This is a genomic window from Enterobacter cloacae complex sp. ECNIH7 (genome assembly GCF_002208095.1).
Classification (GTDB): Bacteria; Pseudomonadota; Gammaproteobacteria; order Enterobacterales; family Enterobacteriaceae; genus Enterobacter; species Enterobacter cloacae_M.
Genome location: NZ_CP017990.1, coordinates 1,640,014 through 1,664,401 on the forward strand (window position 1 = coordinate 1,640,014; position 24,388 = coordinate 1,664,401).

Sequence of the window (24,388 nt, forward strand, 5' to 3'; positions counted from 1 at the left end):
CCCCAACCCTCTCCCACAGGGAGAGGGAGAAAACACTAAAACGGCAACCTGAAGGTTGCCGTTTGCTTTAACCTCCGCAAACCTCACACCCCGGGTTACGCATCAGCTTCATCTCGCGGAACTGGCAGGTCATCGCGTCATACATCACGATTTTCCCCGCCGCAGGCGTGCCGTAGTGTGCCAGCACTTTGATTGCTTCCATTGCCTGCAGGGAGCCAATCACGCCGACGAGCGGCGCCATCACGCCCGCCTCGACGCAGGTCAGCGCGTTCTCGCCAAACAGACGGCTCAGGCAGCGGTAGCAGGGTTCACCATCCGCGTACGTAAAGACGCTGATTTGCCCCTCCATGCGGATTGCCGCGCCGGAGACCAGCGGGGTTTTGTGGGCAAAACAGCCCGCGTTCAGCTGGTTACGGACGGTGACGTTATCGGTGCAGTCCAGCACCAGGTCATGCTGCGCAATCTGCGCCGACAGCGCGCCGTCATCCAGCATAGCGTCAATCAGGGTGAACTGAACGTTGGGGTTGATGCGCGCCAGCGCCGAGCGGGCAGAGTCCACTTTCGGCTGGCCAACCGTCGCGTCGCTGTGCAGCGTCTGGCGCTGGAGGTTTGACACCGACACGGTATCGAAATCCAGCAGCGTCATCCTGCCCACGCCCGCCGCCGCAAGATACTGCGCGGCGGCGCAGCCAAGACCGCCGAGCCCAACAACCAGCACGCTTGCTGCCTTAAGCGCTTCCTGGCCCTCGAAGTCAAACCCGCGCAGCACAATCTGGCGGTTGTAGCGCATCATCTCCGGGTCGCTCAGCTCCACCGTCATGTCAGCCTCCGAACAGGTGGTTAAAACGCTCGATCTCAACCCACTCGCCGGCTTCCACATTGCCGCGCTCGCGCTCCAGGACGATAAAGCAGTTGCCCTGGCTGAAGGAGCTGAAAATGTGTGAGCCCTGGTGCCCGGTGGTGCTCACTTCCAGCTCGCCGTCCGCGTTGCGCGCCAGAATGCCGCGCTGGAAATCGAGACGACCCGGCGATTTTTTCAGGCGCGTGGCGGCGCGCACGCGCTGGCGTTCCGGCAGCGGGCTGGCGCTGTTGCCTGAAAGCTTCGCCAGCAGCGGGATCACCAGCTGGTAGAAGGTGAGTGCCGCCGAGACCGGATTACCCGGCAGGCCGCAGAACCAGCCGTGCGTGAGCTTGCCAAACGCGAACGGTTTGCCCGGCTTGATGGCCAGCTTCCAGAAGGCGATTTCCCCCAGCTCTTCAAGGATGGTTTTGGTGTAATCCGCTTCGCCCACGGAGACGCCGCCAGAGCTGATAACCACGTCGGCGGCGTTATCCGCCTCGATAAACGCGGCGCGCAGTTTTTCCGGATCGTCAGGAATAATGCCGAGGTTAATCACCTCGCAGCCCAGCTGCTCCAGCATCAGGTGTACCGCCAGGCGGTTGGTGTCGTAAATCTGACCGTCCTGCAGCGGCTGGCCCGGAAGCTGCAGCTCGTCACCGGTGGAGAAAACGGAAACGCGCACTTTACGGATCACGTCGATTTCAGCCACGCCGAGCGACGCCAGCACCGGCAGCTCACCTGCCGTCAGCTTCTGCCCGGCAGAAAAGACCGTCGCACCAAGGGTGATATCTTCGCCCGTGCGGCGGATGTTCTGGCCCGCTTTGACGCTGGCGGTAAAACGCACGCCTTCGTCGGTCTGTTCGGTCTCTTCCTGCATCACCACGGCGTCACAGCCGGCCGGAACCGGCGCGCCGGTCATGATGCGCACGCAGGTGCCCGCAGGCCATTCACCGCTAAACGGCTGGCCCGCAAAGGCCTTACCCGCCACCGGCAGGGCGTTACCCGTCTGGAGATCCGCCAGGCGTACCGCGTAACCGTCCATCGCGGAATTATCAAACCCCGGCACGTTAAGCGGAGAGACGATATCGCGCGCGGAGATACGGCCAAAACAGCGCACGAGGGGCAGCGTCTCAACGTCATGCAGCGGGGAAACTCGGTCAAGCATCTGCGTGAGTGCCGTCTCAAGCGGCATCAGTCCGGCGGTAAAATCCATGGTGGGCTCCTGCGGAGTAACAACGAAAGCGCTCATTATGGCAGAAAAGTGCGGCTAACTGTATGACCTGATGGGTGTACGCTTTACATCACAGTTACGTCTTTCTATATTCAAAAATCATCTGAAGTTTCATCGACGATAATGATATTTATAGAAAAAGCCGCAAATCAGGCTAACGGGTGATGCGAATGGTTAATGCGGTAATCGCAATTCATGGTGGCGCCGGGGCAATCACCCGAGCACAGCTCAGTCCCGAGCAGGAAAAGCGCTATATCGACGCGCTGTACGCCATTGTGGAAACGGGCCAGAGAATGCTGGAAGCGGGCGAAAGCGCGCTGGACGTGGTCACCGAGGCGGTGCGCCTGCTGGAAGAGTGCCCGTTGTTTAATGCGGGGATCGGTTCGGTCTTTACCCGGGATGAAACGCACGAGCTGGATGCCTGCGTGATGGATGGTATCTCCCTGAAAGCGGGGGCCGTGGCAGGCGTCAGCCACCTGCGCAATCCGGTGCTGGCGGCGCGTCTGGTGATGGAGGCGAGTCCGCACGTGCTGCTGACGGGGGCCGGGGCGGAGGCGTTTGCCTTCGAGCACGGGATGGAACCGGTATCGCCGGATCTGTTTTCCACGGAGGAGCGCTACCAGCAGCTGCTGGAGGCCCGTTCGGCGGGCATGACGCAGCTTGACCATGCAGCGCCGCTCGATGAAACCACCAAGATGGGCACGGTCGGCGCGGTGGCGCTCGATAAGGCCGGAAACCTCGCGGCGGCGACCTCAACGGGCGGGATGACCAACAAGCTGCCCGGGCGCGTCGGCGATAGCCCGCTGCCGGGCGCCGGCTGCTACGCCAATAACGCGACGGCGGCGGTGTCGTGTACCGGAACCGGGGAAGTGTTTATCCGCGCCCTTGCGGCCTATGACATTACCGCGCTGATGGATTACGGCGGCTTAAGCCTGAGCGAGGCCTGCGAGCGCGTGGTTATGGAAAAACTACCTGCCCTGGGCGGCGTCGGCGGGCTCATTGCGGTGGATCGTGAGGGCAACGTGGCTCTGCCGTTCAACAGCGAAGGCATGTATCGCGCCTGGGGTTATGCCGGTGATGAACCGAGCACGGGCATCTATCGTGAATAAGGGGGCAGCGCGTGCCGCACAGTGAAGAACTGGACAACCGCGAAGTGCTGGCTGTCCATCAGCTCAATATTGCGTTTCAGGAAGAGCGGCAGTTCATCCCCGCAGTACAGAATTTATCGTTCACGCTCAGGCGCGGCGAGACGCTGGCGATTGTTGGCGAGTCCGGCTCCGGTAAATCGGTCACCGCGCTGGCGCTGATGCGCCTGCTGGAACAGACGGGCGGGCAAATCAGCAGCGAGAAAATGCTCCTGCGCCGCCGCAACCGTCAGGTCATTGATTTAAACGAGCTGAGCGGCGCGCAGATGCAGGGCGTGCGCGGGGCGGATATTGCGATGATCTTCCAGGAGCCGATGACCTCCCTGAACCCGGTTTTCCCGGTCGGGGAACAAATCGCCGAGTCCATCCGCCTGCATCAGGGGCTGAGCGGCGATGAAGCGCTCAAAGAGGCCCGGCGGATGCTGGAGCTGGTGCGCATTCCGGAGGCGCAGGCCATTCTGGGTCGCTACCCGCATCAGCTTTCCGGCGGCATGCGTCAGCGGGTGATGATTGCCATGGCGCTCTCGTGCCGTCCGGCGGTGCTGATTGCCGACGAGCCGACAACGGCGCTGGACGTGACGATTCAGGCGCAGATCCTGCAGCTCATCAAAGTGCTGCAGCAGGAGATGGAGATGGGGGTGATTTTCATCACCCACGATATGGGCGTAGTAGCCGATATCGCCGATCGGGTGCTGGTGATGCACAAAGGCAGCGCGGTGGAAACCGGCCCGGTCGAGCAGATTTTTCACGCGCCGGTTCATCCTTACACCAAAGCGCTGCTGGCGGCGGTTCCGCGCCTGGGGGCGATGAACGGCAGCGATTTGCCGCGCCGCTTCCCCCTGATTTCTCTTGAGGCATCTGAGCAGCAGGAGGATGAGCGCGAGCAGGACACCGTGGTGCCGGGCAAGCCCATTCTGGAAGTGCGCAATCTGGTTACCCGGTTTCCGCTGCGCAGCGGCGTACTGAACCGCGTGAAGCGCGAAGTGCATGCGGTGGAAAACGTCAGCTTCGATCTCTGGCCGGGCGAAACGCTGGCGCTGGTGGGGGAGTCCGGCTGCGGTAAATCCACCACCGGGCGCGCGTTGCTCCGTCTGGTGGAATCTCAGGAAGGCAGCATTACCTTTAACGGCGAGCGCATTGATACCCTTCCGGACAGCAGGCTGCAGGCGGTGCGGCGGGATATTCAGTTTATTTTCCAGGATCCGTACGCCTCCCTCGATCCGCGCCATACGGTGGGGTATTCGATCATGGAGCCGCTGCGGGTGCATAACCTGCTCGACGGCGAAGCGGCCCAGCGCCGCGTGGCCTGGCTGCTGGAGCGCGTCGGCCTGAAGCCGGAGCACGCCTGGCGTTATCCGCACGAGTTTTCCGGCGGACAGCGACAGCGTATCTGCATCGCCCGCGCGCTGGCGCTGAACCCGAAAGTGGTGATTGCCGATGAGTCCGTCTCGGCGCTGGATGTCTCTATCCGGGCGCAAATCATCAACTTACTGCTGGATTTACAGCGGGATATGGGCATTGCCTTCCTGTTTATCTCGCACGATATGGCGGTGGTCGAGCGCATCAGCCATCGCGTGGCGGTGATGTTTATGGGACAGATCGTGGAGATTGGTCCGCGAAGGGCGGTGTTTGAAAACCCGCAGCATCCGTACACCCGCAAGCTTATCGCGGCGGTCCCGGTAGCCGATCCCGCGCATCGTCACGGCCAGCGCGTGCTGCTGCAGGATGAAATGCCGGGCAATATTCATAAACGCGGCGAGGCCGTGGAGCGCGTGACGCTGCGCGAGGTCGAGCCGGGTCATTTCGTCGCTCCCCCGCGTCAGGACAACGCTTTTTCGCGGTTATAACTTACAACAGGCAGGAGAACACAATGGTTACATTTGTAGCGCGTAGATGGTTGTTAGCCGCGAGCGTGACGGCAGCCCTGGCCGCTGCCCCCGCGTTCGCTGCCAAAGACGTGGTGGTTGCCGTCGGCTCGAATTTCACCACGCTCGATCCGTATGACGCTAACGACACGCTCTCTCAGGCGGTGGCGAAATCGTTCTATCAGGGCTTGTTTGGCCTCGATAAAGAGATGAAGCTCAAAAACGTGCTGGCGGAGGGGTACACCGTATCCGAGAACGGGCTGGTGTATACCATCAAGCTCAGGACCGGCGTGAAGTTCCAGGACGGCACCGACTTTAATGCGGACGCGGTGAAAGTAAACCTCGACCGCGCCAGCAATCCTGAGAACAGCCTCAAGCGTTACAACCTCTATAAAAACATCGCCAAAACCGAGGTGGTCGACCCGGCGACGGTTAAAATCACCCTGAAAGAGCCGTTCTCCGCGTTTATCAATATCCTGGCGCATCCGGCAACGGCGATGATTTCCCCTGCCGCGCTGAAGAAATACGGCAAGGAGATCGGCTTCCACCCGGTAGGTACCGGTCCGTACGAGCTGGTCACCTGGAATCAGACCGATTTTGTGAAGGTGAAGAAATTCGCGGGCTATTGGCAGAAAGGGCTGCCGAAGCTGGACACCATCACCTGGCGCCCGGTGGTGGACAACAACACCCGCGCGGCGATGCTGCAAACCGGCGAGGCGCAGTTTGCCTTCCCGATCCCGTATGAGCAGGCCGCCATTTTGCAGAAAAACAGCAAGCTGGAGCTGGTCGCCAGCCCGTCGATCATGCAGCGCTACATCAGCATGAACGTCACGCAAAAGCCGTTCGATAACCCGAAGGTGCGTGAAGCCATCAACTACGCCATTAACCGTCAGGCGCTGGTGAAGGTCGCCTTCGCCGGATATGCCACTCCGGCCACCGGCGTGCTGCCACCGGCGATCGCCTATGCGCAAAGCTATCAGCCGTGGCCGTACGATCCGGCTAAAGCGCGCGAGCTGCTGAAAGAGGCGGGCTTCCCGAACGGTTTCAGCACCACGCTGTGGTCCTCGCATAATCACAGTACCGCCCAGAAGGTGCTGCAGTTTACCCAGCAGCAGCTGGCGCAGGTTGGTATCAAGGTACAGGTGACCGCGATGGATGCCGGACAGCGTGCGGCAGAAGTGGAGGGGAAAGGGCAGAAAGAGAGCGGCGTGCGGATGTTCTATACCGGCTGGACGGCCTCGACCGGTGAAGCCGACTGGGCGCTGTCGCCGCTGTTTGCCTCGCAAAACTGGCCGCCAACCCTGTTCAACACTGCGTTTTACAGCAACCCGCAGGTGGACAAAGACCTGGCCGATGCCCTGAAAACCACCAAACCGGAAGAGAAGGCGCGCCTCTACAAAGACGCGCAGGATATTATCTGGAAAGAGTCACCGTGGGTGCCGCTGGTGGTGGAGAAACTGGTGTCAGCCCATAACAAAGCGTTGACCGGGTTCTACATCATGCCGGACACGGGCTTTAGCTTTGACGATGCGGATTTAAAATAAACCTCATGTTGAATTATGTTTGTAAACGCCTGCTGGGGCTTATTCCGACGCTGCTGATTGTGGCGGTCCTGGTGTTTTTGTTTGTCCATATGCTGCCGGGCGATCCGGCGCGTCTGGTCGCCGGGCCTGAGGCGGATGCCACCGTTATTGACCTGGTGCGTAAGCAGCTTGGTCTCGACCAGCCGCTGTATATGCAGTTTATCCACTATATCTGTAACGTTCTGCAGGGCGATTTTGGTATTTCGATGGTGTCGCGCCGTCCTGTGTCGGAGGAGATTGCCAGTCGCTTTATGCCGACATTCTGGTTAACGATAGCCAGCATGAGCTGGGCGGTCGTGTTTGGGCTTGGCGCCGGGATTATCGCGGCCGTCTGGCGCAACCGCTGGCCGGACAAGCTCGGCATGGCGCTGGCGGTGACCGGCATCTCCTTCCCGGCGTTCGCGCTGGGGATGCTGCTGATGCAGATCTTCTCCGTCGAACTGGGCTGGCTGCCGACCGTCGGGGCCGATACCTGGAAGCATTACATCCTGCCTTCCATGACGCTGGGGGCTGCCGTTTCGGCGGTAATGGCGCGCTTTACCCGCGCCTCGTTCGTTGACGTGCTGAGCGAAGATTATATTCGCACCGCGCGGGCGAAAGGGGTCAGCGAGAAGTGGGTCATTCTCAAGCACGGGTTTCGCAATGCGATGATCCCGGTGGTGACGATGATGGGGCTGCAGTTTGGCTTTCTGCTCGGCGGCTCGATCGTCGTGGAAAAGGTCTTCAACTGGCCGGGGCTGGGACGCCTGCTGGTCGATTCCGTCGAGATGCGCGACTACCCGGTGATCCAGGCGGAAGTCCTGCTTTTCTCGCTGGAGTTTATTCTTATCAACTTAGTGGTGGACGTGCTCTACGCCGCCATTAACCCGGCCATCAGGTATAAGTAAGATGCGATTGTTGAACTGGCGACGTCAGGCCGTTTTAAACGCGATGCCGGGGCTAAAACCGGACCACGTCCGCACCCCGTGGTCTGAATTCTGGCGGCGTTTTCGCCGTCAGCCGGTCGCGATGACCGCGGGGCTGTTTGTGCTGCTGCTGATTGCGGTGGCGGCGATTGCGCCGTGGGTGGCACCGTTTGATGCGGAAAACTATTTTGACTACGACCGTCTGAACGACGGACCGTCGATGCTGCACTGGTTCGGCGTGGACTCCCTCGGGCGCGATATCTTTAGCCGCGTGCTGGTCGGGGCGCAAATCTCGCTTGCCGCCGGGGTGTTCGCGGTGCTGATCGGCGCGGCCATCGGTACCGTGCTGGGTCTCGTCGCCGGGTATTACGAAGGCTGGTGGGACCGCATCATCATGCGCATCTGCGACGTGCTGTTTGCGTTTCCCGGCATTTTGCTGGCGATTGCCGTGGTGGCGATCATGGGCAGCGGCATGGCGAACGTCATCATTGCGGTTGCGGTCTTTTCGATTCCGGCCTTTGCCCGCCTGGTGCGCGGCAACACGCTGGTGTTGAAACAGCAGACGTTTATCGAGTCCGCCCGCAGCATGGGGGCCAGCGACGCCACCATCCTCTTCAGCCATATTCTGCCGGGTACGGTGTCGTCCATCGTGGTCTATTTCACCATGCGCATCGGCGTGTCGATTATCTCGGCGGCCAGCCTGTCGTTTCTGGGGCTAGGCGCGCAGCCTCCGACGCCGGAGTGGGGCGCGATGCTGAACGAGGCGAGGGCGGATATGGTGATTGCGCCGCACGTGGCGATCTTCCCGAGTCTGGCGATTTTCCTGACCGTGCTGGCGTTTAACCTGCTGGGGGACGGACTGCGCGACGCGCTGGATCCGAGGATTAAGGGGTAGGCTTTTGCTTGCCCCTCACCCCGGCCCTCTCCCCAAAGGGGCGAGGGTGAAAAACCGCACCGAGCAGTCCCCTCTCACCAGTGGGGAGAGGGGTAGGGTGAGGGGGGAAAGGAGATTAAACCCGGCTACCCCACAGGTCATACTCGTCCGCGTTTTCAACCTTCACGCGAATAATATCACCCGGCTTGACGTTGGTTTCGCCGTTCAGGTACACCGCGCCGTCGATCTCAGGGGCGTCCGCCATGCTGCGGCCAATCGCGCCTTCTTCGTCCACTTCGTCAACGATGACCATGATCTCGCGGCCCACTTTTTCCTGCAGACGCTCGGCAGAGATCTGCTGCTGCAGCTGCATGAAGCGGTTCCAGCGCTCTTCTTTCACCTCTTCCGGCACCTGGTCCGCCAGCTCGTTGGCGGTTGCGCCTTCTACCGGGCTGTACTTGAAGCAGCCTACGCGGTCCAGACGCGCTTCTTTCAGGAAGTCGAGCAGCATCTGGAAGTCTTCTTCGGTTTCACCCGGGAAGCCGACGATGAAGGTGGAGCGCAGGGTCAGATCCGGGCAGATTTCACGCCACTGCTTGATGCGCGCCAGCTGGCGATCAACGGAGCCAGGACGCTTCATCAGCTTCAGGATACGCGGGCTGGCGTGCTGCAGCGGGATATCCAGGTACGGCAGAATTTTGCCTTCCGCCATCAGCGGGATCACGTCGTCAACGTGCGGGTACGGATAGACGTAGTGCAGACGCGTCCAGATACCGAGTTTAGACAGCTGCTCGCACAGGCCGACCATGCTGGTTTTCACCGGCTCGCCGTTGTGGAAACCGGAGCGGTGTTTAACGTCCACCCCGTAAGCCGAAGTGTCCTGGGAGATGACCAGCAGCTCCTTCACGCCCGCGTCGGCCAGACGTTTAGCTTCCGCCAGCACTTCGCCAATCGGACGGCTCACCAGATCGCCACGCATGGACGGGATGATGCAGAAAGTGCAGCGATGGTTGCAGCCTTCGGAAATTTTCAGGTACGCGTAGTGGCGCGGCGTCAGCTTTACGCCCTGCTCCGGCACCAGGCTCAGAAACGGGTTGTGCTTTGGTTTTGGCACGTAGTGATGAACATGTTCCAGCACCTGCTCGTAGCTGTGCGGGCCGGTGATCTCCAGCACCTTCGGGTGCACTTCGCGGATCTGGTCTTCTTTCGCACCCAGACAGCCGGTAACAATCACTTTGCCGTTTTCCGTCAGGGCCTCACCGATGGCTTCCAGTGATTCCTGAACCGCGCTGTCGATAAACCCGCAGGTGTTCACGATCACCATATCGGCGTTGTCGTAGCTTGGCACCACGTCATAGCCCTCGGTGCGCAGTTCGGTCAGGATGCGTTCGGAATCCACGAGGTTTTTCGGGCAGCCCAGGGAGACGAAGCCGATTTTCGGCTGGTGCGTAACATTGCTCATAGGTTAAAAATTCATCAATTATGGAGTTATCAGGGCGGGATTTTACAGCGTATCGCGGGGGATTTATACACTCTTTGCAAGGCGGATGCGCCGGGCGGACGTTGTAACATTGTAAATAATGTTAATCAGTTAATAAAAATTGATCCCAGGCATTAAACTGTACAAAAAATGTACTTATCCTGACTATGCACAATGGCTGACAGAGGAGGAAAGAGCATGACCGTTGACAGACTTAAACGCGATCTGCTTACCAAGCTGATCAACGCCCGAATCGACCTGGCCGCGTACCTGCAGTTGAGGAAGGCAAAAGGGTATATGTCAGTCAGCGAAAGCGAACATCTGCGTGATAACCTGTTTGAACTTTGCAATTTCATGCGTGAAAAAGCACCGACCCTGAAGGCGAAATACGGCGAAAGTGAGCTGATCGCCCTGCGCCGCGCCGCTGAGGTGCTTTCCATCGCTGGGGTATGTTTGATGAACGGACGCCACGACTGCCCGAATTTTATCGCTGTTAACGCGGAGAAGCTTGAAAACTGCCTGACCACGCTCTCTCTATGCATCATGTGCCTGAACGAGCACGAGAAGCTTGAACAGCACTGACCCAGGGGGAGGCAACTCCCCCTTCTGATTAAGCTTTTGTAAAAGTGGTAACGCGTCCGGATGCAGTGGCTAACCTTTATGCCATATGCCGATAAAGGAGCGCGTTATGCCTCGATCCTCGCTAATTTCCCTGCCTGCGCTGTTAATTCCGTTTTCGCTTCTTGCTGCCCCGGAGGCGGTCAAGGTCGAGGTGCTGCAAAACAAACTCGATCATCCCTGGTCTCTGGCGTTTCTGCCGGACAATAAAGGCCTGCTGGTGACCCTGAAGGGCGGTCAGCTCAAACGCTGGCAGGCCGGAAAAGGGCTGTCCGATCCGATTGTCGGCGTGCCGAAGGTCTGGGCAAACGGTCAGGGAGGATTGCTGGACGTGGTCCTCGCCCCGGATTTTGAAAAATCGCGCCGCGTCTGGCTGAGCTTCGCCGAAGCCGGAAGTGACGGCAAAGCCGGAACGGCGGTGGGCTATGGCCGGTTAAGCGATGATTTTACGCGCATTGAAACCTTCCAGGTGGTGTTCCGCCAGATGCCGAAACTCTCCACAGGTAACCATTTTGGTGGGCGGCTGGTATTCGACGGCAAAGGCTCGCTCTTTATCGGACTCGGCGAGAACAACCAGCGCCCGACGGCGCAGGATCTGGATAAATTGCAGGGTAAAGTGGTGCGCCTCACCGAAGACGGAAAAGTGCCGCCGGATAACCCGTTTGTGAATACCCCCGGCGCGCGACCCGAAATCTGGTCTTACGGCATTCGCAACCCGCAGGGGATGGCGATGAATCCCTGGAGCGACGCGCTGTGGCTGAACGAGCACGGCCCGCGCGGCGGGGATGAGATCAACATTCCGGAGAAAGGAAAGAACTACGGCTGGCCGCTGGCGACGCACGGCATTAACTACAGCGGTCTGAAAATTCCTGAAGCCAAAGGCGAACACGTTGAGGGAACCGAAAAACCGCTGTTCGTCTGGAAAGTGTCGCCCGCCGTGAGCGGTATGGCGTTTTACAACAGCGACGTCTTCCCGCAGTGGAAAAACAAGCTGTTTATCGGCGCGCTGAAGGAAAAGGACGTTATCGTGCTGAGCGTGGAGGGCAATAAGGTAACGGAGGACGGGCGAATTCTGGGCGACCGGGATAAACGTATTCGCGATGTGCGGGTGGGGCCGGACGGCTATTTATATGTGCTGACCGACGAGACGGACGGGCAGCTGTTAAAAGTCAGCCCGTCCGGTGCGTAATCAGGTGACCGGGATCATTACCACGTTGCGGTACGCCGGGCGATCGCTCAGCTGTTTCAGCCAGCGCTCAAGGTGCGGGCGCGGCGTCCACTTCAGGCCCATGTTGGTCAGGTTCCAGACGAACGGCGCAACGGCGATATCGCCTGTGCCGAACGCCTCGCCGGAGAACCAGGCGTGCTTCGCCAGCTCGTCATCCATCATCGCGAAAAGATTTTCGCAGGCATCCTGCGCGGCGTGAATCGCGGGATAATCGCGTTCGGCTTCCGGCGTGCGGATAAGTCCCATCAGGATCACGCGGTGGGTTGGCGAAAGCGTCTGGTTCGCCCAGTCCATCCACTTTTCGCCCTGGGCGCGCTGCGCCGGGTTTTCTACCCACAGACGCCCTTGACCGTACTGGGCGGCGAGGTAACGCACAATGGTGTTAGATTCCCAAAGCGTCGCGTCGGTTTCATCATCGCGCAGCAGCGGCACCAGGCCGTTCGGGTTCATGGCCAGATAGTCGGCCTCTTTATTCACGCCGAACGACATGCCGGCCATGATTTGATTGAACGGTAAATCCAGCTCCTCGAGCGTCCAGAGCACTTTCTTAACGTTGGTCGAGTTGTTCCTGCCCCAAAGCGTAATCATATTTACTCCTGATGAGATGTGAATCCGGGTCAGCTTTCGCCATGGTGAGATAAACCTAACAATTACGCAACAGAAGACAAAAAAATCGTCTGAATCAAAGCGTATCTGAATGTTATTGCATAAACTTTAATAACTTTACCCTCGTTGGGTTTCTTTAACCGTTTTAGTGCGCTATTACTCATCGCTTCTTGCGACACGGTGATGTGACGTAATTTTTGAATGGACACTCGGGTGGCATTTATGACGCGTAAAATGACTTCTCTGCGCAGCCTTGCGACAGGCTCTGCGCTCCTTTTCCTGTTTGCACCAACGCTCTACGCAGCTGAACAGGCTGCGCCCGAAGCGCCGCCTGTGGATGCGCGCGCCTGGATCCTGATGGACTACTCCAGCGGTAAAGTGCTGGCGGAAGGCAATGCGGATGAGAAACTCGATCCGGCAAGCCTGACCAAAATCATGACCAGCTATGTGGTTGGCCAGGCGTTGAAAGCGGGCAAGATCAAGCTGGACGATATGGTCACTATCGGGAAAGATGCCTGGGCGACCGGCAACCCGGCGCTGCGGGGCTCTTCGGTGATGTTCTTGAAGCCGGGGGATCAGGTCTCAGTTTCCGATCTGAACAAAGGGGTAATTATTCAGTCGGGAAATGATGCTTGTATCGCGCTGGCCGATTACGTTGCCGGCAGTCAGGATTCTTTCATTGGTTTGATGAATGGCTACGCGCAGAAATTAGGCTTAACCAACACCACGTTCAAAACGGTTCACGGTCTGGATGCACCGGGACAGTTCAGTACCGCGCGCGACATGGCGCTGCTGGGGAAAGCGCTGATCCACGACGTGCCGGATGAATACGCCATCCACAAAGAGAAAGAGTTTACCTTCAATAAAATCCGCCAGCCGAACCGCAACCGCCTGCTGTGGAGCAGCAACGTTAACGTGGACGGAATGAAAACCGGCACCACGGCGGGCGCAGGCTATAACCTGGTGGCCTCCGCGACCCAGGGCGACATGCGCCTGATTTCGGTGGTGCTGGGCACCAAAACCGACCGTATTCGCTTTAATGAGTCAGAAAAACTGCTGACCTGGGGCTTCCGCTTCTATGAGACCGTGACGCCGATTAAACCGGATGCCACGTTCGTCAGCCAGCGCGTCTGGTTTGGCGACAAGAGTGAGGTCAATCTCGGGGCGGGTGAAGGCGGCTCGGTGACCATTCCGCGCGGTCAGCTAAAAAACCTGAAGGCCAGCTATACCCTGACCGACCCGCAGCTCACGGCTCCGCTGAAAAAAGGCCAGGTGGTCGGGACGATTGATTTCCAGCTAAACGGGAAGTCGATTGAACAGCGTCCGCTGATTGTGATGGAAGCGGTGGAAGAGGGCGGCTTCTTCAGCCGGATGTGGGATTTCGTGATGATGAAATTCCACGGGTGGTTTGGCAGCTGGTTCAGCTAAGTTTTTTGCCGGGTAGCGCTGCGCTTACCCGGCCTGTGTTTTTTCTCCCTCTCCCTGTGGGAGAGGGCCGGGGTGAGGGCATCAGACCGCACCCCTCTTAATACATCAACTTCACCTGCTGCGCCTTCGCGTGGGCCACAATCTCGTCGTCCGGGCGGCAGTCGCTGACGATGGCGTCAAACTGCGCCAGCTCCCCCATTCTTGCCGAACGCACCTTGCCAAACTTGCTGTGATCGACCACCAGCACATGATACTGCGCCGCGCTTAACGCCCAGTGCTTCACCGGCAGCTCTTCCAGGTTAAAGCAGGTCGCGCCCTGACGCACGTTGACGCCTGCGGCGGAATAAAACGCAATGTCCGGGCAGAGATTGCTGAGCGTATCCTGCAGGTTAAGCGGCTTAAAGATGGCGTTGCTGGCGTGAAACTCGCCGCCGCAGAGGATCACCCGGCACTCGGGTTTCTCCTGCAGCGCCAGAAAGGTGTTCAGGGAGTAGCACACGGCGGTAAAAGGGATGCTGCTGTCGATAGCTTCGATAATCCACGGCGTGGTGGTTCCGCAGTCAAAAAACAGCGTCTGGTGCGGCTGTACCAGTGAGGCCGCAAGCCGGGCGGCCTTACGCTTCTCTTCCACCAGGCGCGTCTTCTGGTCGCTGATCAGATAATGGCTGGCGCTACGCGGCTCAAGCACAATATACCCGCCCAGCAGCACGACGGGCGCGCTTTCGCTGTTCAGATCCCGACGAATGGTCATCTCTGAGACGCCGAGGAGATTGGCGGCTTCCTTAAGATGCAGCTTATCGCTGCGCTTCAGCGCCTGTAGCAGCTGAGCAATGCGGTCATCGCGACGTGTTTCCATAGTTCCTCGGGATAAAAAAGTGAACCCCCGCAGGGCGGGGGTTCAAGTGTAACCTGTCAGGTTGGGGTTAGTCACGTATCCAGCCTTTGCGGATCGGGATAGCGAAAATGGCGCGATAGAGCGAAGACAGCGTGCGGTAGAGCGCTTCACCGAAGAGGCTCCACAGGATAGCCGCGCTCACGCAGCCAATCATCCCGACCAGGAAACCGCCCACCATATCCAGCGGCCAGTGAACGCCCAGGTAAACGCGAGACCAGGCGATTGCCAGGGCCGCCACCATCAGGACCGCGCCGGACCACAGGCGATGCCAGAACAGGAAAGCCAGCGCGAAGGTGAAGATCACCGTACCGTGATCGCTCGGGAACGAGTCATCCGGCGCGTGGTGCAGGAAGGTATAGCCGACGTGATCAACAAAAGGACGATCGTGCGGGAAGACATGGCCGAGAATGTAGCTGACCAGGACGCTTACCCCGAGCGCCATCGCCACTTTAATCACCAGCTGGCGCTGCGCCTTCACCTGGCTGCGGGGCCCCCACAGCCAGAGAATCGCAGCCAGTGCAGGCACGATGCTGATCAGATCTTTTGCCAGAAAGGTGGCAAAATCGATCGTCCACTCAGGCGAGGCTGGCGTGGCGTTGATCAGATAAAACAGCTGATAATTCAGATTCTCTAACATAGCGTTATCACTCTTTAGCAAACCGGGTGGAAATAAGTCCGTAGACAACCACCTGGGAAAACCAGACCCACCACCCGGCCCACAGGTTGTGAGAGAAAAAATGCGCCCCGCGCATGACCTGGCCGTAGCCCATCGCCAGACCTAACACCACGCCCAGCGCGACGAAGCACCAGGCGAGACGCGGACGCTCGCGCCAGAAGGCAAAAAACAGCCCCATCACCATAAAGCCGCTGGAGGCATGACCGCCGGGAAAACAGCGCCCCGGACCGCTGTCAGCAGGGACGGTGCTGAACAGGGGATAAGACATAGCCTTACCGCCATATTCCACCAGATCCCACGGGCAGCTGTGATGGCTCACGCTTTTCAGCACGCCTACCACCAGCGCGCCAACGCCCATCAGCAGCGCCGCCGTGACCAGCCTTGCGTTGCGCTTCCAGGCGCCGTAAAACAGCGCCACGGCGCCTAAGCCGATGGCGATGTACTTCGCCAGGCGGTGGTTCAGCAGATCCAGCAGGTGGTCCTTCTGCAGCGGAAAGCTCTGCGTTGCCGCGTCATACCAAAAGGAGGTGATCCATCTGTCGAGCGCTTCACTGCGCGATAGCCACGTAAACACCACGGCAAGGGCAATCAGTATGAAAAGCTGATAACCATAAAAGCGGCCCGGTAAGCGGTAAAGTCGTTTTGTCTTATTTGTCTGTAAGTTAGACAATTCTGAACGGCTGGAGGTGAGTGCCATAATTTGGGATCGTTGACGAGTAATCGGGCTATCATAAAAGTGTCAACTTAAGGAAACCTTAAACGAAGACGATATGTGCTTTATTTCTGTTTATCCTCGATAAATCACTATCTCGGGCTGCGGCATTTCATTAAACTCGTCGCGATTTTGTCATTATAAAGAGATTGCATGTTAAACCGTTCTTCTTCTGGTTCACGTCTGGGTCGTCAGGCGTTGCTTTTCCCTCTGTGTCTGGTGCTCTACGAATTCTCTACCTATATCGGCAACGATATGATCCAGCCCGGTATGCTGGCCGTTGTGGCGCAGTACAACGCGGGTATTGAGTGGGTGCCGACCTCCATGACCGCCTATCTGGCCGGCGGCATGTTTTTACAGTGGCTGTTAGGGCCGCTGTCGGATCGTATTGGCCGCCGTCCGGTGATGCTGACGGGCGTGGTGTGGTTTATCGTCACCTGTCTCGCCACGCTGCTGGCGCAAAACATTGAACAATTTACCCTGCTGCGTTTCCTGCAGGGGGTGAGCCTGTGCTTTATCGGCGCCGTGGGGTATGCCGCCATTCAGGAGTCGTTTGAGGAGGCGGTGTGTATCAAAATTACCGCGCTGATGGCGAACGTGGCGCTGATCGCCCCCTTACTCGGGCCGCTGGTGGGGGCCGCGTGGGTGCACGTTGCGCCCTGGGAAGGCATGTTTGTGCTCTTTGCGGCTCTCGCCGCCTTCGCGTTCTTTGGCCTGCACCGGGCGATGCCGGAAACGGCCACCCGCATCGGCGAGAAACTCTCGCTGAAAGAGCTGGGTCGGGATTACAAAGAGGTGCTGAAGAACGGCCGCTTTGTGGCGGGCGCGCTGGCGACCGGGTTCGTTAGCCTGCCGCTGCTGGCGTGGATCGCGCAGTCGCCGGTCATTATCATCAGCGGTGAAAAGCTCAGCAGCTACGAGTATGGCCTGCTGCAGGTGCCGATCTTTGGCGCGCTGATTATCGGGAACCTGGTGCTGGCACGTTTGACGTCACGACGCACCGTGCGTTCCCTGATTATCATGGGCGGCTGGCCGATTGCGGCAGGGCTGATTCTGGCTGCGGTGGCGACCGTCGCGTCATCCCACGCCTACCTGTGGATGACGGCGGGGCTCAGTCTTTATGCCTTCGGGATTGGCGTGGCCAACGCCGGGCTGGTGCGCCTGACGCTGTTTGCCAGCGAGATGAGTAAAGGCACGGTGTCAGCTGCGATGGGGATGCTGCAGATGCTGATTTTTACCGTCGGTATCGAAGTGAGCAAGCATGCCTACGCGATGGGCGGCAACGGGCTGTTCAGCCTGTTTAACCTCGCCAACGGCGTGCTGTGGGTTGGCCTGATGGTGGTGTTCCTGAAAGACAAACGCGTCGGGAACGCCCTGCAACCTTAACCTGTTTATTCCCTCTTCCTGTTGGCGAGCACGGAACAGTCCCCTCTCCCTGTGGGAGAGGGCTAGGGTGAAGGCACCAGACCGCACCGGTCAATTAAACGGCGCCTCCCCGTTCAACACCTTCTCAATCACGTTTAAAACGCCTTCATCATTATTATGCGGCGCTTCAAAACGCGCTGCCGCTTTGATATGCGGTCTGGCATTCGCCATCGCAAAGCTGAAACCGGACTGGCGCAGCATCTCCACGTCGTTGCCGCTGTCGCCGAAGGCCACCACTTCGCTATCGTCAATGCCCCAGCGCTTTTGCAGGATCCGCAGGCCGTTGGCTTTATGCACGCCGGGGATGATCAGGTCGATACTGCCGTGGCCGGTGGTGACGGGGACCATGATGTCACTCAGCTTTTCATGCAGCAGCGCCTGAATACGCGGAATTTCATCGTCAGACACGTTGAGCCCGAACTTGAAGAAAATATCGTTCAGGTTGTCGAAATTACTCACCATTTCCAAACGGTGATAGTACTTCGCCGCGATCTCCTTAAAGCCCTCGTCATAGCATTTCAGCGTGTACGCGCTGCTTTTCCCGCAGGCGATAATCTCAATGCCCGGAACCTCGTTTAACACGTTCGCGACGGTCTCGAAATGGGCTTTCGACAGTTCGCCGTTAAAAACATCTTCACCTTCGCTTACGACCCAGCCGCCGTTTTCGGCGACGAACGCAATCTCATGCGCAATCTCCGGGAAAAAGGAGATCAGCTGGTAATACTGGTTGCCGCTGGCGACCACGAAGCGAATGCCTTGCGCCTTCATGCGGGCATACTGCGCCAGAAAACGCGGGCGATTATAGGTCTTGGCATCGCTCAGAAAAGTGCCATCCATGTCGACGGCGATCAGTTTAACGCTCATATCCCTTCTCCAGTGTCGTTTGATTTGTTTCCGGCTTTGCCACCGCGCGCGCCACCAGCGCGGCGATAATGACCAACCCTAACACCACCAGCATGGCGCTGCGCAGCCCGTAGTGCTCGCCGAGGAAGCCGAGCAGCGGCGGCCCGACCAGGAAGGCGAGATAGCCCATGGTTGCCACCACGCTGACGCGCGTCGGGGCATCCGGGCCGGTATCGCTGGCGGCTGAAATGGTCAGCGGGAAGCCGAGGGACGCGCCCAGCCCCCAGAGGATCACCGAGACGCCGGCAATCCAGTCCACATCCACAAAGATAATCATCGCGATACCCAGGCCGCCCAGCAGGGCGCTGGCGCGCACCACCGCCACGCGGCTGTAGCGGTCGATAAACCAGCCGCCGGTGAAGCGCCCGACGGTCATCCCCAGCGTAAACCCGGCGTAAATCAGCGAGCCGGAGGTAGGGCTAAAGCCGTGACCGTCCACCATCAGCAGCGGCAGCCAGTCGTTGGCGGAACCTTCGGCGAACGCCATCGCCAGCACCACCACGCCGATCAGCATCAGCTGGAAATCGCGGTAGAAGGGCAGCCCTTTTTCGGCTGAGTGCTGTTCGTCAGCGGAGTTCTTACCGGTGCCGTCCGGGATGGCCCGGATGCCGGTCAGGATCGGAATGATGCACACCAGCGCCGCCAGCAGGATATGCAGATTCGCGCTCACGCCGGTGGCCGTCAATGCCATCCCCACGCCCGCACCGGCCAGCGTGCCGAGGCTATAGAAGCCGTGCATCATTGGCAGCACGGTTTTGTTCATCTCACGTTCGACCGCCGCCCCTTCCACGTTGATAGCAACTTCCGCCGAACCGAAGCTGCCGCCAAATACCGTCAGGCCCAGGGCGAACAGCACCGGCGAGGCAAACCACAGCGCCACGCTTAATATTCCCATCCCGAACACGGCAAAGCACATGGTGGTGCGGATCACCGCTCGCGTACCAAAGCGCTTTACCAGCCACGCGGAGCAGAGAATGCCGCTCATGGAGCCTATTGACAGCCCGAACAGTACGATGCCCATCTCGGCGGTAGAAACGGACAAAGTATCGCGAATGGCGGGGGTGCGCGTGGCCCAGGAGGCCATCAGCAGGCCGGGAATGAAGAAGAACATAAACAGCGCCCACAGGCGTCGCTGCAGGGCTTTACGGGGAGAGGTCAGCGTCATCGGGATAGCACCAGAAGTACAACAATAGCGACAACACTAGCAAGTTTGTGTACATTTGTACACAAACCACGTGAGGAATTTATGAGCAGACCACCGAACGATCCGCATCGCCGGGAGAAGATCCTGCAGGCAACGCTCGATACCATCGCCGAACACGGCATTCACGCCGTCACGCACCGTAAAATCGCCACCTGCGCGGGCGTGCCGCTGGGGTCGATGACCTACTATTTCGACGGTATGGAGCCGCTGCTGGAGGAGGCCTTCACGTGGTTTACCCGGCAGATGTCGCAGCAGTACCGGGATTTCTTTGCGGGCGTCACCGGGCCGGAAATGGCGTGCGAAGCCATCACCACGCTGATCCACAGCTCGCAGGTGACCACGCCGCACAACATGGCGCTGATGTATCAGCTCTATGCCTTTATGCACCGCAGCGCGGCGCTCAAAACGGTGATGCAGGACTGGATGAAGATGAGCCAGACCACGCTGGAGCAGTGGTTCGACCCGGTGACCACCCGCGCGCTGGACGCGTTTATTGAAGGGATGACGCTGCACTACGTGACCGACCGGGCGCCGTTAACCCGCGAAGAGATCCGGGCGATGGTGGGGAGAATTGCGGGCGAGGGGAATCCTTAGGTAACACTCGCCCTGCCAGTTTTACCTGTGTTCGATTTTTTTCCCGCTGGCGTCCACCACCGCTTCGCCATCCTCTTTCGTAAACGCCCCTTTCTGCGCATCCGGCAGGATGTCGAGGACGACTTCAGACGGGCGGCACAGGCGGGTGCCCAGCGGCGTGACCACGATCGGACGGTTAATCAGGATCGGGTGTTGCAGCATAAAATTGATAAGCTGCTCGTCGGTGAAGTTATCTTCAGCAAGGCCGAGCTGTTCATAGGGCTCCACGTTTTTACGCAGCAGATCCCGCACTGAAATGCCCATCTCGGCAATCAGAGCGGTCAGCGTATCGCGCGACGGCGGGGTTTCCAGATAGAGGATAATCTCTGGCTCGGTGCCGCTGTTGCGGATCATCTCCAGCGTGTTGCGCGAGGTTCCGCAGGCCGGGTTGTGATAAATGGTGATGTGGCTCATATCAGTGGCTCATTACAGTGTGAAGGAGAGACGTAGCGCCAGCGCGGCGAGCGTCACAAACAGGACCGGCAGCGTCATAACGATGCCCGTCCGGAAATAGTAGCCCCAGGTGATCGTCATGTTCTTCTGCGCCAGCACGTGGAGCCAGAGCAGGGTGGCGAGGCTGCCGATAGGCGTGATTTTCGGCCCCAGATCGCAGCCAATCACGTTGGCGTAAATCATCGCTTCCTTAATCAATCCTGTCGCCGTACTGCCCTCGATGGAGAGCGCGCCAATCAGCACCGTGGGCATATTGTTCATTATGGATGAGAGAAACGCGGTGATGAACCCGGTTCCCAGCGTGGTGGCCCACAGACCGTGTCCGGCCAGGCTATTCAGTACGCCTGAGAGATATTCCGTCAGCCCGGCATTGCGCAGGCCATACACCACCAGATACATACCCAGCGAGAAGATGACGATTTGCCACGGTGCGCCGCGCAGCACTTTTCCGGTGTTTATCGCATGTCCGCGTTTTGCGACGGCAAATAAAATCAGCGCGCCGACGGTCGCGATGGCGCTGACAGGAATGCCGAGCGGTTCAAGCACGAAGAAGCCGACGAGCAGAAGCAGCAGGACGAGCCAGCCCGTTCTGAACGTCGGGAGATCGTGAATGGCCCGAGTGGGCTCGCGGAGTTTTGCCAGGTCATATTTCGGGGGGATTTCCTTGCGAAAGAACAGATGCAGCATGACCAGCGTTGCGGCAATCGCGGCGATATCTACCGGGATCATCACCGAGGCGTATTCGCTGAACCCCAGCTTAAAGAAGTCTGCCGACACGATGTTGACCAGGTTGGACACAATCAGCGGCAGGCTGGCGGTATCGGCGATGAAGCCCGCCGCCATCACAAACGCCAGCGTGGCCTGCTTGCTGAACCCCAGCGCGAGCAGCATGGCGATGACGATAGGCGTCAGGATCAGCGCCGCGCCGTCATTGGCAAACAGCGCCGCCACGGCTGCACCCAGCAGCACGATATAAGTAAACAGCAATCGCCCGCGACCGTTCCCCCAGCGGGCGACGTGCAGCGCCGCCCACTCGAAAAAGCCGGACTCGTCCAGCAGCAGGCTGATGATAATGACGGCAATGAACGTCGCCGTAGCGTTCCAGACGATATTCCACACCACAGGTATATCGTTAATGTGAATCACGCCGCTGGCCAGCGCCAGCACGGCACCGATGGTCGCGCTCCAGCCGATACTGAGTCCCCTGGGCTGCCAGATGACCAGTACCAATGTGAATAAAAAAATCGCTCCTGCCAGAAACATCGCTTACTCCGTTATATCTGTTTTTGTGAATGTATTGTTATCAACACGAGCCTGAAAGTCGGTTTTTCAGCTTCATGCGCGTCTCTTCCCGCAGGCAGTTCCAGCTGTTGTCGATAACGACTGCCGCCCACGCAGGCATGTTGGGAGAGAGACGGTAATGGACCCATTTCCCTTCACGGCGATCGATAACCAGCCCGGACTCGCGCAGCAGCGCCATGTGGCGGGAGACCTTAGGCTGCGACTCGGCGGTCGCGGCGCAGAGATCGCAGACGCACAGTTCGCCCGCTTCACGGAGCAGCATGACGATGGCGAGCCGCGTTTCGTCGGAGAGGGTTTTGAAGAGCTGGAGCGGGTGGAGCATGGGATTTCCTGCAGGTGTGATTTTATATATGTTTAATCATATGTGTTTTCGTGGCAAGAGAGAAGAAAAGAATAGAGGAAGGTGAATTTAAGGCAACAAAAAACCCATCAACCTTGAACCAAAACGGCGGGGTTGATGGGCTCCACAAATTGGGGACATCAAAGAAAAGCAGTGGCACTAGTTATGACTGCCCCCTGATAAAAAAGTTCTGCGCGTAACGAAAATATTTTCCCCGCGCGCAAACTTAGGAGTTATCCGAGTCCAGGCCAGATGATAACGATCAGCGTACCCGCCAGCGTCAGCAGCACGTTAGCGATAGCATATGTGCCCGCATAGCCCAGCGCCGGGATGTTGCTGCGTGCGGTATCGCTGATGATTTCCATGGCTGGCGCACAGGTACGCGCGCCCATCATTGCCCCAAAGAGCAGGGCGCGGTTCATGCGCAGCACGTAGGCGCCGAACAGGAAGCAGATCACCACCGGCACCAGGCTGACGATCAGTCCGGACACCAGCATCTGCCAGCCGACGGCGCCCAGGCTGTGGCCGATACCGCTTCCCGCGCTTAAGCCCACGCCCGCCATAAAGACCATCAGACCGAACTCTTTCACCATGTTCAGCGCGCCCTGCGGGATGTAGCCGAAGGTCGGGTGGTTGGCTCGCAGGAAGCCCAGCATGATGCCGGCGAAGAGCAGCCCGGCGGCGTTACCGATGCCGAAGCTAAAGTTGCTGAACTGGAAGGTGATCATCCCGATCATCAGGCCAACGATAAAGAAGGCGCAGAAGGCCAGCAGGTCGGTGACCTGGCTGTGAATGGAGATAAAGCCGATGCGGTCGGCAACGGTTTTCACGCGTCGCGCGTCGCCGCTAACCTGCAGTACGTCGCCTTTGTTGAGCACGACGTTGTCGTCGATCGGCATCTCTATCTGGCTGCGGATCACGCGGTTGAGGAAGCAGCCGTGGTCGGTCAGCTTCAGCTGGGCCAGTCGGCGGCCCACGGCGTTATGGTTTTTCACCACTATCTCTTCGGTGACGATACGCATGTCGAGCAGGTCTCGGTCGAACACCTCTTTGCCGTTACGGAAGCTCGGGTCGAGACGGGCGTGGGCGTCCGGGTAACCCACCAGCGCGATATCGTCGCCCATCTGCAGCACCGCGTCGCCGTCCGGGTTCGCCAGAATGCCGTTACGGCGAATACGTTCGATATAGCAGCCCGTCTGGCGGTAAATCCCCAGCTCGCGCAGGTTTTTGCCGTCAGCCCATGCCACCAGCTCTGGCCCGACGCGATAGGCGCGGATCACCGGGAGATAGACTTTACGTTTGGAATCGGTATCGAGACCGCGCTCGCGCGCGATTTGCTGGGCACTGGTCTGCAGATCCTGGTGCTGCAGTTTTGGCAGGTAGCGTGCGCCGACAATCAGGCTCGCCAGACCAATCAGATAGGTCAGGGCATAGCCCAGACTCAGGTGGTCGAGCGCGGTAGAGAGCTGCGCGCCGGCCATGCCGGAATGGCGAAGGGTATCACCGGCACCCACCAGCACGGGGGTGGAGGTCATAGAGCCTGCCAGCATACCGGCCGTTAACCCGATATCCCAGCCAAACAGTTTACCCAGCCCTAACGCGATCAGCAGCGCGCTGCCGACCATCACCAGCGCCAGCATCAGATAATTTTTGCCGTCGCGGAAGAAAATTGAAAAAAAGTTCGGTCCTGCTTCCACGCCAACACAAAAAATAAACAGCATAAAGCCTAAGTTGAGCGCGTCCGTGTTAATGCTGAAGTGCTGCTGGCCTAATAATAAGGAAACCACTAAAACGCCAATGGAATTACCAAGTTGAACTGAACCCAGGCGCAATTTACCCAGGCAAAGGCCCAGCGCCAGTACCACAAATAATAACAGGATGTAATTCCCATTTAACAAGTCTGCGACGTTTATATTCACGGAGGCTAACTTCTTGTTTACCAGTAAGTTGTTGAATGAAAGGACTATTTGGGCTACTGTTTTCTGGGTCAGGGAACGTGTTCAACCCTCCCTGTTACCTAATTTATTCCCTAAAACATTAG

23 protein-coding genes are annotated in these 24,388 nt (G+C 58.8%); 10 read left to right on the top strand and 13 right to left on the bottom strand.

Going from position 1 to position 24,388, the window contains the following annotated elements; genetic code table 11:
• Positions 1 to 67: 67 nt before the first annotated feature.
• Both moeB and moeA read right to left on the bottom strand, forming a co-directional pair.
• Positions 68 to 820: a molybdopterin-synthase adenylyltransferase MoeB gene (moeB, locus tag WM95_RS08055; RefSeq protein WP_063408092.1), complete on the bottom strand. Its 753-nt coding sequence runs from the start codon at positions 818 to 820 to the stop codon at positions 68 to 70.
• Between the two features lies 1 nt (position 821).
• Positions 822 to 2,054 (bottom strand): molybdopterin molybdotransferase MoeA, encoded by a 1,233-nt coding sequence (gene moeA / locus WM95_RS08060; protein WP_088544720.1) that lies wholly within the window; start codon positions 2,052 to 2,054, stop codon positions 822 to 824.
• A gap of 188 nt (positions 2,055 to 2,242) precedes the next feature.
• On the opposite strand from moeA, the gene iaaA reads away from it, so the two are divergent.
• Genes iaaA through gsiD form a run of 5 tightly spaced genes read left to right on the top strand, consistent with a single transcriptional unit; the run spans position 2,243 to position 8,465 of the window.
• Positions 2,243 to 3,181 (top strand): beta-aspartyl-peptidase, encoded by a 939-nt coding sequence (gene iaaA / locus WM95_RS08065; protein WP_063408090.1) that lies wholly within the window; start codon positions 2,243 to 2,245, stop codon positions 3,179 to 3,181.
• Positions 3,182 to 3,192: 11 nt separating this feature from the next.
• Entirely contained in the window at positions 3,193 to 5,064 is a 1,872-nt protein-coding gene (gsiA, locus tag WM95_RS08070) for a glutathione ABC transporter ATP-binding protein GsiA (protein ID WP_063408089.1), read from the top strand.
• Positions 5,065 to 5,087: 23 nt separating this feature from the next.
• The gene (gene gsiB / locus WM95_RS08075) at positions 5,088 to 6,626 is read left to right on the top strand and encodes a glutathione ABC transporter substrate-binding protein GsiB (protein WP_063408088.1); all 1,539 of its coding nucleotides are present in this window, start codon (positions 5,088 to 5,090) and stop codon (positions 6,624 to 6,626) included.
• 5 nt (positions 6,627 to 6,631) lie between these two features.
• Entirely contained in the window at positions 6,632 to 7,552 is a 921-nt protein-coding gene (gsiC, locus tag WM95_RS08080) for a glutathione ABC transporter permease GsiC (protein ID WP_023310911.1), read from the top strand.
• 1 nt (position 7,553) lies between these two features.
• A complete protein-coding gene (gene gsiD / locus WM95_RS08085) occupies positions 7,554 to 8,465 on the top strand; it encodes a glutathione ABC transporter permease GsiD (RefSeq protein WP_023310912.1) in 912 nt (303 codons plus the stop codon).
• Between the two features lie 115 nt (positions 8,466 to 8,580).
• Here gsiD and rimO read toward each other — a convergent pair whose 3' ends face one another.
• A complete protein-coding gene (rimO, locus tag WM95_RS08090) occupies positions 8,581 to 9,906 on the bottom strand; it encodes a 30S ribosomal protein S12 methylthiotransferase RimO (protein WP_023310913.1) in 1,326 nt (441 codons plus the stop codon).
• Positions 9,907 to 10,122: 216 nt separating this feature from the next.
• Here rimO and bssR point away from each other — a divergent pair, with 216 nt between their 5' ends.
• Both bssR and WM95_RS08100 read left to right on the top strand, forming a co-directional pair.
• Entirely contained in the window at positions 10,123 to 10,506 is a 384-nt protein-coding gene (gene bssR, locus WM95_RS08095; protein WP_045355708.1) for a biofilm formation regulator BssR, read from the top strand.
• 106 nt (positions 10,507 to 10,612) lie between these two features.
• The gene (locus WM95_RS08100) at positions 10,613 to 11,731 is read left to right on the top strand and encodes a PQQ-dependent sugar dehydrogenase (RefSeq protein WP_059446367.1); all 1,119 of its coding nucleotides are present in this window, start codon (positions 10,613 to 10,615) and stop codon (positions 11,729 to 11,731) included.
• On the opposite strand, the gene WM95_RS08105 is transcribed toward WM95_RS08100, so the two are convergent.
• Positions 11,732 to 12,358 carry a glutathione S-transferase family protein gene (locus tag WM95_RS08105; RefSeq protein ID WP_045403705.1) on the bottom strand — a complete coding sequence of 209 codons (627 nt, stop codon included), beginning with the start codon at positions 12,356 to 12,358 and terminating at the stop codon, positions 11,732 to 11,734.
• A gap of 240 nt (positions 12,359 to 12,598) precedes the next feature.
• Between WM95_RS08105 and dacC the strand changes: the two genes are divergently transcribed.
• The gene (gene dacC, locus WM95_RS08110) at positions 12,599 to 13,804 is read left to right on the top strand and encodes a serine-type D-Ala-D-Ala carboxypeptidase (protein ID WP_023310917.1); all 1,206 of its coding nucleotides are present in this window, start codon (positions 12,599 to 12,601) and stop codon (positions 13,802 to 13,804) included.
• Between the two features lie 97 nt (positions 13,805 to 13,901).
• On the opposite strand, the gene deoR is transcribed toward dacC, so the two are convergent.
• From deoR to WM95_RS08125, 3 genes are all read right to left on the bottom strand, one after another.
• The gene (gene deoR, locus WM95_RS08115; RefSeq protein ID WP_008503427.1) at positions 13,902 to 14,660 is read right to left on the bottom strand and encodes a DNA-binding transcriptional repressor DeoR; all 759 of its coding nucleotides are present in this window, start codon (positions 14,658 to 14,660) and stop codon (positions 13,902 to 13,904) included.
• Between the two features lie 67 nt (positions 14,661 to 14,727).
• Positions 14,728 to 15,336, bottom strand: a complete 609-nt coding sequence (ybjG, locus tag WM95_RS08120) for an undecaprenyl-diphosphate phosphatase (RefSeq protein WP_023310918.1) — start codon at positions 15,334 to 15,336, stop codon at positions 14,728 to 14,730.
• Between the two features lie 7 nt (positions 15,337 to 15,343).
• Entirely contained in the window at positions 15,344 to 16,072 is a 729-nt protein-coding gene (locus WM95_RS08125) for a phosphatase PAP2 family protein (protein WP_063408087.1), read from the bottom strand.
• Between the two features lie 168 nt (positions 16,073 to 16,240).
• On the opposite strand from WM95_RS08125, the gene WM95_RS08130 reads away from it, so the two are divergent.
• On the top strand, positions 16,241 to 17,473 hold the full coding sequence (locus tag WM95_RS08130) for an MFS transporter (RefSeq protein WP_063408086.1): 1,233 nt from the start codon (positions 16,241 to 16,243) through the stop codon (positions 17,471 to 17,473).
• Positions 17,474 to 17,563: 90 nt separating this feature from the next.
• On the opposite strand, the gene WM95_RS08135 is transcribed toward WM95_RS08130, so the two are convergent.
• On the bottom strand, positions 17,564 to 18,376 hold the full coding sequence (locus WM95_RS08135; protein ID WP_045355702.1) for a Cof-type HAD-IIB family hydrolase: 813 nt from the start codon (positions 18,374 to 18,376) through the stop codon (positions 17,564 to 17,566).
• Positions 18,366 to 19,580, bottom strand: coding sequence for an MFS transporter (locus WM95_RS08140; RefSeq protein ID WP_063408085.1), 1,215 nt, complete (start codon positions 19,578 to 19,580; stop codon positions 18,366 to 18,368). The genes WM95_RS08135 and WM95_RS08140 overlap by 11 nt, the downstream gene beginning before the upstream one ends.
• 81 nt (positions 19,581 to 19,661) lie before the next feature.
• Here WM95_RS08140 and WM95_RS08145 point away from each other — a divergent pair, with 81 nt between their 5' ends.
• Positions 19,662 to 20,213: a TetR/AcrR family transcriptional regulator gene (locus tag WM95_RS08145; protein ID WP_059446363.1), complete on the top strand. Its 552-nt coding sequence runs from the start codon at positions 19,662 to 19,664 to the stop codon at positions 20,211 to 20,213.
• A gap of 21 nt (positions 20,214 to 20,234) precedes the next feature.
• On the opposite strand, the gene arsC is transcribed toward WM95_RS08145, so the two are convergent.
• From arsC to WM95_RS08165, 4 genes are all read right to left on the bottom strand, one after another.
• Positions 20,235 to 20,666 carry a glutaredoxin-dependent arsenate reductase gene (gene arsC, locus WM95_RS08150; RefSeq protein ID WP_063408084.1) on the bottom strand — a complete coding sequence of 144 codons (432 nt, stop codon included), beginning with the start codon at positions 20,664 to 20,666 and terminating at the stop codon, positions 20,235 to 20,237.
• Between the two features lie 12 nt (positions 20,667 to 20,678).
• A complete protein-coding gene (locus tag WM95_RS08155) occupies positions 20,679 to 21,968 on the bottom strand; it encodes an arsenic transporter (protein ID WP_063408083.1) in 1,290 nt (429 codons plus the stop codon).
• A gap of 40 nt (positions 21,969 to 22,008) precedes the next feature.
• Complete coding sequence (locus tag WM95_RS08160; protein ID WP_045403696.1) at positions 22,009 to 22,329, bottom strand: metalloregulator ArsR/SmtB family transcription factor; 321 nt, start codon at positions 22,327 to 22,329, stop codon at positions 22,009 to 22,011.
• A 251-nt stretch (positions 22,330 to 22,580) separates the two neighbouring features.
• Complete coding sequence (locus tag WM95_RS08165; protein WP_063408082.1) at positions 22,581 to 24,266, bottom strand: aspartate:alanine antiporter; 1,686 nt, start codon at positions 24,264 to 24,266, stop codon at positions 22,581 to 22,583.
• Positions 24,267 to 24,388: the final 122 nt, after the last annotated feature.